Here is an 8,473-nt window from a genome sequence, read left to right on the forward strand (position 1 = left end):
CGTCAAGTAAATTTTAAAATTTCATGAGCGAGCAATTTCGGCTCTAAAATTTGAGCTAAGCGTTAAGCGAAGCCAAATTTTAGTAGCCAACTCTTGCGAGTGAATGGAATTTTAAAATTTACGAGTACAAATTTAGATTTTTATTTCTTCGTTAAGGGGGAAGAGGCTTGAATTACGGTCTGCTTGCAGTTGCGAGCTCACGAAGCAAAAGAGCTCCCTTCCATCTTAACAATCCCCTGTCTGCCCGCAGTTATGAGGCAAAGCCCTAGTAAAAACCCCTCGCACGTTAGAAGTGCATGCAACGGTGTTTCGCACTGCATGCGTTTAGTTCTAAAAATTTTATAGCAAATTTTAAAATTTGCAAAAACCACTAAAATTTATCTATTTCTCGCCCTTAAATAAAGAAACAAAATACTCATCGATATTAACGCCATCTTTTTTCATATCTTTTAGTCTTGCTCTTATGTCGGCGTCTTGCCAAAGAAGTGGTGGTAGTGCAAACATCACCTTATCAAGGCTAAAATTTCTAACATCATCGCGCCAGCCATCCCAGCGGTAAAGCTCATAAAATTTAGATATATCGCCGCACAGCACCCAGTATAAAAACTGCGAGTAGCCAAGCTGCGTATCTTCCCATTTGCCGCTGTCTGGTGCGTAGTAAAAGACGTTGCCAGCTTTGCCACCAAAGGCGCCGCCATTTACCGCGAAAAATCCGCCCAAAACATCGTCCGCCACGAGCAAATAGCCAGGCATCTGCCCTGCTTCGCTAAAGCTTTTGCCAAGGTTAAAGCTGTAAATTCCGCGCTTCATCTGCTCACATCCTGAGCCAAGCAGGCGCAGCCAACCGCCATCTATCACTATGCCACCACACCCATAAACAAGCGCCCCCATCGGCGAGCGAGTGGTGACCTGAAGCCCTAAAAGCTCACTTTGCGCCCTGCTCTCATCGCGAGGCAAAATTTCATAGTCGTTTTTGGCCTCTTTTAGCCACTCTTCAATCAGTGCCCAGCCTGGCTCATTTGTATCTATAAGCTCGTCTAAAGCTCTCATTTTCTGTCCTTGCTATAAATTTGGTGAAATTTAAAAGAAGAATTTGGCGAGTCGCCCCGCCAAATTTATATAGGTAGATTATTTTGCGTCCCAAGCTAGGATAGTGTTGCCCTCGGCGTCGGTAGCCACGTCGCCCATGCCCATGATGTTGTAGCCGCAATCTACGTAATGAACCTCGCCTGTTACGCCGCTAGCTAGGTCGCTAAGCAGATACATAGCGCTGTTGCCGACATCTTCAGTGGTGACGTTGCGTTTTAGCGGGCTGTTTACTTCGTTGTAGCGCAAAATCATCCTAAAGTCACCTATTCCGCTTGCAGCAAGCGTTTTAATTGGGCCTGCGCTGATCGCATTTACGCGGATGTTTTTAGCGCCAAGGTCGTGTGCCAGGTAGCGAACTGAGCTCTCAAGCGCTGCTTTGGCAACGCCCATAACGTTGTAGTGTGGCACAAATTTTGGTCCGCCAAGATATGTAAGAGTTAGCACCGAGCCGCCCTCTTTTAGCACCGGTAAGACCGCGCGAGTAAGGCTTAGCAGCGAGTAGACGCTAGTGCCCATCGCTATGTCAAATGCCTCTTTTGTTGTATTTACAAACTCGCCCTCAAGCGCCTCTTTTGGTGCGTAAGCCACAGCATGCACGACAAAATCGATCTCGCCAAGGTCTTTTTTGATTTGGCTAGCAAGCCCATCTAAGTGTGCTTGGTTATTTACATCAAGCTCGTAGACAAATTTACTACCAAACTCATCAGCGATCGGCTCTACACGCTTTTTAAGAGCGTCATTTAGGTATGTAAATGCCATCTGCGCACCTTGATCGTGACAAGCTTTTGCGATGCCGTAAGCTATCGATTTTGCATTAGCGACGCCTACGATTAGACCTTTTTTACCCTTTAGTATCATCATTTCTCCTTTTTATTTTGTTTGGCTTTTAAGCGATATTTAAATTTTAAACCAAATTTAATAGCGGCAGTATCGCGAGATGAATTTTAATGAGTTCGAAATTTTAGGTCAAGACTAGGCAAATAGCCTGTCGCAGACTTAAAATTTCGAACTCATTAAAAGGCACTCACGAGACAACGCGTATCAAATTTAAAAAATTATTCGCATCCCAGCTGGCTGTGCCTACCAGCACCCCATCGCAGCTTTTGATACCCGCGATATCAGCGATATTTGCCGCATTGACGCTTCCGCCGTAAAGTAGCGACACATTTGCCTTTGTCTTTAAAAAGCTTAGCACCTCATCTATCTGCTCTATGCTAGCGCTTTTACCGGTTCCTATCGCCCAGATCGGCTCGTAGGTGATGACTAATTTTTTATAGCCAAGGTCGATATTTTCAAGCTGGCGGCTTAGAAATTCTTTGGTCGCTCCGCTTTCATTTGTGCTTAAATTTTCGCCGATACAGTAGATCACATTCCAGCCATTTTTTGCGGCAAAGTCAAATTTCGCTCGCAAAAATTCCTCGCTCTCTTTTAAAATTTCACGCCTTTCAGAGTGGCCTATCAGCACGTCTTTTATGTCAAATTCATCAAGCATCGCCTTGCCGATCTCGCCAGTAAATGCCCCACTCTCGCATGGGTAGAAATTCTGCGCCCCAAGCCTAAAAATATGCCTTTTTTCATCAAAGGCACTAGCTGGAGCAAATACGCTCACATCGTCGTTTGCGCTTAAATTTTCGTCTAAAATTTTCGCGTACTCTCTAAAGCTTGCTCTTGTGTGGTTGCACTTTAAATTCGCTAGAAATTTCAAGACCTACTCCTCTTTTCTAAGCGGCTTTATGCCAGGCAGCTCTTTGCCTTCTATTAGCTCCAAGCTAGCACCACCGCCAGTCGAGATAAATGTCATCTCATCAGCGTCTCCAGCGCGCTCGACCACGTCAGCTGTATCGCCGCCGCCAACGACGGTTGTTGCGTGAGTGTCGATGATGGCGTGGCTCATTTTGATACTACCTTTGCTAAATTTATCCATCTCAAAAACGCCCATAGGTCCGTTCCACCAGATGGTTTGCGCATCGGCGATGACCTCTTTAAATAGCCTAATCGACGCTGGTCCGATGTCAAGCCCCATCCAGCCATTTGGGATCTCTTGAGCTGGGACGTATTTTACGGCACTTTCAGCTGAAAATGTCTGAGCAGCGACGACATCTACTGGTAGGTAAATTTTCACTCCTAGCTCTTTGCCCTTACGCAAAATTTCGCGCGCGTCTTCGATAAGGTCCTCTTCAAGGAGCGAATTTCCGATATTTTCACCCATTGATTTTAAAAATGTAAATGCCATACCGCCGCCAATTATCAGCTTATCGACGCGTGGCAAAAGGTTATGCAATGCTTGAAGCTTGCCACTTACCTTTGAACCGCCCACAACTGCGACAAATGGACGTGATGGATGTTTTATCAAATTTTGAGCGAAATTTATCTCTTTTTGTAGTAAAAATCCCGCTGCTTTGTGCTTTTCATCGTAAAATTTAGTGATCGCCTCAACCGATGCGTGAGCCCTGTGGCAAACGCCAAATGCGTCATTTATGTAAAATTCGCCAAATTCTGAAAGCTCTTTTGCCAAAGCCTCGTCATTTTTGGTCTCGCCCTTTTCAAAGCGTAAATTTTCTATCATTAAAATTTCGCCTGGCTTTAGAGCCGCAGCCTTTGTTTTAGCGTCATTTCCGATCACATCTTCAGCAAATATCACCTCTCTATCAAGCAGTCTTGATAGCCTCTTTGCCACGCCGCGAAGTGAAAATTTCTCTTCATAACCGTTTTTTGGACGCCCTAAGTGACTAGCCAAAACCACGCTGCAGCCATTATCCAAGCAGTAGCGGATAGTTGGTATCGCCGAGCGGATCCTGCGGTCATCAGTGATGTTTAAAAACTCGTCCATAGGCACGTTAAAATCGCACCTTATAAAGACTTTTGCACCATTAAGCTCAAGGTCGTTGATCGATAAAATATCACTCATTTTTCACCCTTTAAATTTACTTTGTAGCCACGATCTTAGCAAGATCCACAAGCCTTGTTGAGTAGCCCCACTCGTTGTCGTACCACGCAAAGACCTTCACCATATCATCAGCGATGACCTGCGTAGTGTCGCTCGCTACGATACTGCTAAAGGTGCTTGTGCAAAAGTCGCTGCTAACCCTGTAGTCGTCATCGACAAATAAAATTCCCTTTAAATTTGACTCCGCAGCCGCTCTAAACGCCTCGTTTATCTCCTCTTTGCTAGCTGGTCTTTTTAAAACCGCCGTTAGATCGACCATCGAGACGTTTGCCACTGGCACACGGACTGCTTGACCGTGCAATTTGCCACTTAGCTCGGGAAGCACTTTAGCGATCGCTTTTGCAGCACCTGTGGTCGTAGGTCCGATATTTAGCGCTGCTGCACGTGAGCGGCGGAAGTCTTTAGCTTTTACATCTACTAGGCTTTGACCATTTGTATAGGCGTGGATCGTGGTCATCAGCCCTTTTACGATGCCAAATTTATCGTTTAGCACCTTTGCAACTGGAGCTAGGCCGTTTGTGGTGCAGCTTGCGTTTGAGACGATCGCTTCACCTGCGTATTTATCGTCATTTACGCCAACTACAAATGTCGCTGTGTCGTCTTTTGCTGGAGCGCTCATGACGACTTTTTTGACGCCGCGAGCAAGATATGGCTCACATTTTTCAGTGGTTAAAAACTTGCCAGTGCACTCTAAAACCACGTCTACGCCGTAGTCTGCGTAGCTAAGCTCGTTTAGATCTCTTGTAGAAAAAACTCTTATCTTTTTGCCATTTACTTCTATAAAATCGTCGCTTATCACCTTAACGTCTTGCTTAAATTCGCCATGCACACTGTCGTATTTGAGCAAATACCTCGTCATATCCCTTGTTGCGGTGTCGTTAATAGCGACAAGCTCAACATCATCACGCTCTAAAATAATACGAGCAGCACACCTACCGATACGCCCAAAGCCGTTTATTGCTACTTTAACTGACATCTTAGCTCCTTTTGATATAATTACGCCTAATTCTACAAAAAAGAATTTTAAAACAAATATAAACAAGGCACTTTAATAGATGAAGTTAGCACTTTTTGGCGGGAGCTTTGATCCGGTTCATTTAGGACACGATAGCATTGTGAAAATGGCAATAAGCGGCCTTAATATCGACAAGCTCATCATCATGCCAACTTTTATAAGTCCCTTTAAGAGCGAATTTTCAGCTCCGCCAGAGCTTCGCCTAAAGTGGATAAGAGAAATTTGGGGCGGCCTAGAGAAGGTCGAGATCTCAGACTATGAGATAAATTTAGCTCGCCCAGTGCCTACCATAGAGACGGTTAAGTATTTGTATAAGAAATTCAAGATAGAGAAATTTTATCTCATAATAGGCGCGGACCACCTAGCCACGCTTGATAAGTGGCACGGCTATGAGGAGCTAAAAAGCTTAGTGCAGTTTGTGATCGCCAAGCGCAATCACATAGAAATTCCACGTAATTTACAAAAAATGGACGTGCACGTGGATGTTAGCTCGTCGCAGATCAGGCATCAAAAGGGGCTTGATGAGCTGCCTAGCGAGATAAAAGATGAGATTATAAATTTTTACCAAGGATTAAAGATGCAGGAGAGATCGATGCAAGAGCGCACCGAAAGTATAGTTAAGGTTTTAGACGCAAAAAAGGCTGAAGAGATACAAGTGTTTGATATGAGCGGGGATGATTATTTCGTAAAGGCCGTAGTTATCGCTACTACGCTTGGCGAGAGGCACGCTTACTCGCTGGCTGAGGATCTAAAAGAGGAGCTTAAGCCTCTTGGGGAGAAATTTATAGGTACGGAGAGCTCACCTGATTGGATCGTGATGGACCTTGGCGACATTTTGATACATCTTTTAAGCCCAGCTTACAGGGCAAAATACAACATCGAAGAGTTTTTGCAAAAGCTAAAAACTAGCAAAGAGTCTTAACAAAAACAAGCGATGAGCAAATAAGCCATAAAAATATAAAAAAAGCTAGCAAAAATGGCTTTTTGCCCGTCGCTTTAAAAATGCTTCTATCTATCCCAAATCCTAAAGCACACATCGCGACGCAAAGGCAGATACTAGCGGCTAGCTTTAAAATTTGCACCAAATTTTCAGGAAAAAATGGCAAAGATCTAACGCAGATCGCCACTAAGAAAAATAGCGCAAACCATGGTATGCTCTTTAGCTTTGAGCCACCGCTATTTTGGCTTAAATTTAAGAAATTTAGCAAAAACAAAAATGGCACAAGCATGATCACGCGAAGCATTTTTATGATGAGGGCAGTGCTACTTGCTGTGCTGTCAAATGCCGCTGAGGCTGCGACTACGTGGGCTACTTCATGAAGTGAGCCGCCGATAAAAAAGCCAGTTTGGTGTGGCGTGAGAGCTAGAAATTTAGCGATAAATGGATAGATAAACATGCCAATCGTCCCAAATAGCACCACCGTGCAAATGGCGATAGCAAGCTTGTTTGCGTCTGCTTTTATCTCATTTTGAGTAGCCATGACAGCAGCTGCGCCACATATGCTTGCCCCTGAGCCAATGAGCACGGCACTATCCTTGCTAAGCCCCAAAGCCTTAGCGGTAAAAAGCGCAAAGCAAAAGGTCGCAAAGACCATAAAAGCTGCGTATATCACGCCAAGAACTCCGACACTTGCGATCTCACTAAGGCTTATATTGAAGCCAAAAAGTATGATGCCTAGCCTTAAAATTTGCTTCCCAGCGATCGCTACTACGCCACTACTTTTTAAAATTTGAGTTTGTTTGGTAAAAAGATTTGCAAAAATGGCGCCAAGAATGATCGAGATGATGAGCGGGCTAGTGTGAAATTTAGCCAAAACCGTGTTTGAGAGCGCAAAAGAAATGGCACAGATCAGCGCCAAAACAAGCACAGCAAGAAATTTTTGAGACATATTTTAACCTTAACTATTTTTTTAAAAATGCAATTAGCACGTTTGGGTATAATTAGGCGAATTATATAATGCAAATTTAAAATAAAGATAAAGGGATAGGCCTATGATCATCCTTGGCGAAAAATATACTTTCACCAAACTCGAGCTAGAGAAGCTTAGGAAGAAATTTGGCCAAGTGAATTTTTTGTCCCATGAAAATAGCGACGCTAAGGCTTTACGAAGCGCACTAGAAAATCTCATAAAATCAGGCGATCAAAGGCTAATAGTGCTAAATACCGAAAAGCCGGTTGATGGCAAGCTGGTGAGATTTCTCACACTTTTGCAGTTTAAGACGAAGTATAAAAATATCAAATTTCTAAATGTGGAGAGCTTTTTAGAAATTTACTTGCAAAAGTGCTACATCCCAGAAAATGGCGAAAATTTAAACTTTTTAAACGATATCAAGCCTTATAATGCCCTTGAATACGCCTTAAAACTCGTGATCGACTATGTAAGCTGCTCACTGCTTCTTGTGATGCTTTTTGCGCTTAAATTTTACGTAAAGAAAAAGATAGATGAGCAGTCTCCTGGTAGCCTTTACTTCTTGCAAAATAGGGTTGGGCTGGGCAATAGAGAATTTGAATGTATCAAATTTCGCTCGATGGTGGTTGACGCTGAAAAAGACGGGGCTAAATTTGCTAGTAAAAACGATGAGAGAGTCTTTGAATTTGGCGAATTTATGCGTAAAACTCGCATCGACGAAGTGCCACAGTGTATAAATGTGCTTCGCGGGCAAATGCACCTAATAGGCCCAAGGCCAGAGCGAAGATACTGGATAAATTTCTTTGAAAAAGAGATACCGTACTACAATGAACGCCACATCGTCCGCCCAGGGATTACCGGCTGGGCACAGGTAAATTACCCTTACGGCGCAAACACACACGACGCCAAACAGAAACTCATGTATGATCTTTACTACATCAAACACTGGTCGCTTTGGCTGGAGATAAAGATCATAGCAAAAACTATCGTAATTATTTTTACTAAAAAAGGCGTTTAGTCATAAAACTTCTATCATTTTTTTAACTAATACTTTATATGATAAATTATTTTTAACATATTCTTTACCATTTTGCCCCATTTTTTCTCTTTCCTCTTTTGGCATATTGTAAATTTTTAAGATAGCATTTTGTACTTCAAGCGCACTGCCGGATTTAACGCTAATACCACATCCTGTTTTCATTACAATATCATGCTCCTTATAGTCAAAAGAGTGAACTATTGGTACACCAGCAAACATGTACTCATTCATTTTAAGTGGAGATATCCCGTAACTATAAATTTTTAATGGCAACATTGCACGGTACAAGACATCACATTTAGACATTATCATAAAAGCTTCCTCTTTTTTAACTGCATCTATATACAAAATATTACTTGAATTATATTTTTTTACTAGATTATTTTTATTAGACCCATTTCCCACAACTAAAAACAAAATATCTTTATAATTTTGTAAAAAATAGTTGGCACTCTCTAGTAAAAATTCTATAG

At 42.7% G+C, this 8,473-nt stretch carries 9 protein-coding genes; 2 read left to right on the forward strand and 7 right to left on the reverse strand.

Features of this window, described 5'->3' with window-relative positions; translation table 11 throughout:
* Positions 1-381: 381 nt before the first annotated feature.
* The 5 genes from F3G98_RS06620 to gap form a co-directional block, all read right to left on the reverse strand.
* Positions 382-1,050, reverse strand: coding sequence for a DUF2625 family protein (locus tag F3G98_RS06620; RefSeq protein WP_103607864.1), 669 nt, complete (start codon positions 1,048-1,050; stop codon positions 382-384).
* Between the two features lie 78 nt (positions 1,051-1,128).
* Positions 1,129-1,947, reverse strand: a complete 819-nt coding sequence (gene fabI / locus F3G98_RS06625) for an enoyl-ACP reductase FabI (RefSeq protein ID WP_103607865.1) — start codon at positions 1,945-1,947, stop codon at positions 1,129-1,131.
* Positions 1,948-2,113: 166 nt separating this feature from the next.
* A complete protein-coding gene (locus tag F3G98_RS06630) occupies positions 2,114-2,794 on the reverse strand; it encodes a triose-phosphate isomerase (protein WP_149725918.1) in 681 nt (226 codons plus the stop codon).
* 3 nt (positions 2,795-2,797) lie between these two features.
* Positions 2,798-3,997 (reverse strand): phosphoglycerate kinase, encoded by a 1,200-nt coding sequence (locus F3G98_RS06635; RefSeq protein WP_103607867.1) that lies wholly within the window; start codon positions 3,995-3,997, stop codon positions 2,798-2,800.
* A gap of 16 nt (positions 3,998-4,013) precedes the next feature.
* Positions 4,014-5,012: a type I glyceraldehyde-3-phosphate dehydrogenase gene (gene gap, locus F3G98_RS06640; RefSeq protein WP_009294741.1), complete on the reverse strand. Its 999-nt coding sequence runs from the start codon at positions 5,010-5,012 to the stop codon at positions 4,014-4,016.
* Between the two features lie 79 nt (positions 5,013-5,091).
* Between gap and nadD the strand changes: the two genes are divergently transcribed.
* Complete coding sequence (gene nadD, locus F3G98_RS06645) at positions 5,092-5,973, forward strand: nicotinate (nicotinamide) nucleotide adenylyltransferase (protein WP_149725919.1); 882 nt, start codon at positions 5,092-5,094, stop codon at positions 5,971-5,973.
* Here nadD and F3G98_RS06650 read toward each other — a convergent pair.
* Positions 5,957-6,940 carry a YeiH family protein gene (locus F3G98_RS06650; protein WP_149725920.1) on the reverse strand — a complete coding sequence of 328 codons (984 nt, stop codon included), beginning with the start codon at positions 6,938-6,940 and terminating at the stop codon, positions 5,957-5,959. The genes nadD and F3G98_RS06650 overlap by 17 nt on opposite strands.
* A 103-nt stretch (positions 6,941-7,043) precedes the next feature.
* Here F3G98_RS06650 and F3G98_RS06655 point away from each other — a divergent pair, with 103 nt between their 5' ends.
* Positions 7,044-7,979: a sugar transferase gene (locus F3G98_RS06655; RefSeq protein ID WP_149725921.1), complete on the forward strand. Its 936-nt coding sequence runs from the start codon at positions 7,044-7,046 to the stop codon at positions 7,977-7,979.
* On the opposite strand, the gene F3G98_RS06660 is transcribed toward F3G98_RS06655, so the two are convergent.
* Positions 7,980-8,473 (reverse strand): glycosyltransferase (locus tag F3G98_RS06660; RefSeq protein ID WP_188116974.1); only part of this gene is annotated, 494 nt, incomplete at its 5' end.

Origin of the sequence: Campylobacter concisus, from assembly GCF_902460895.1 — a bacterium.
In the GTDB taxonomy this organism is placed as follows: Bacteria; Campylobacterota; Campylobacteria; order Campylobacterales; family Campylobacteraceae; genus Campylobacter_A; species Campylobacter_A concisus_BC.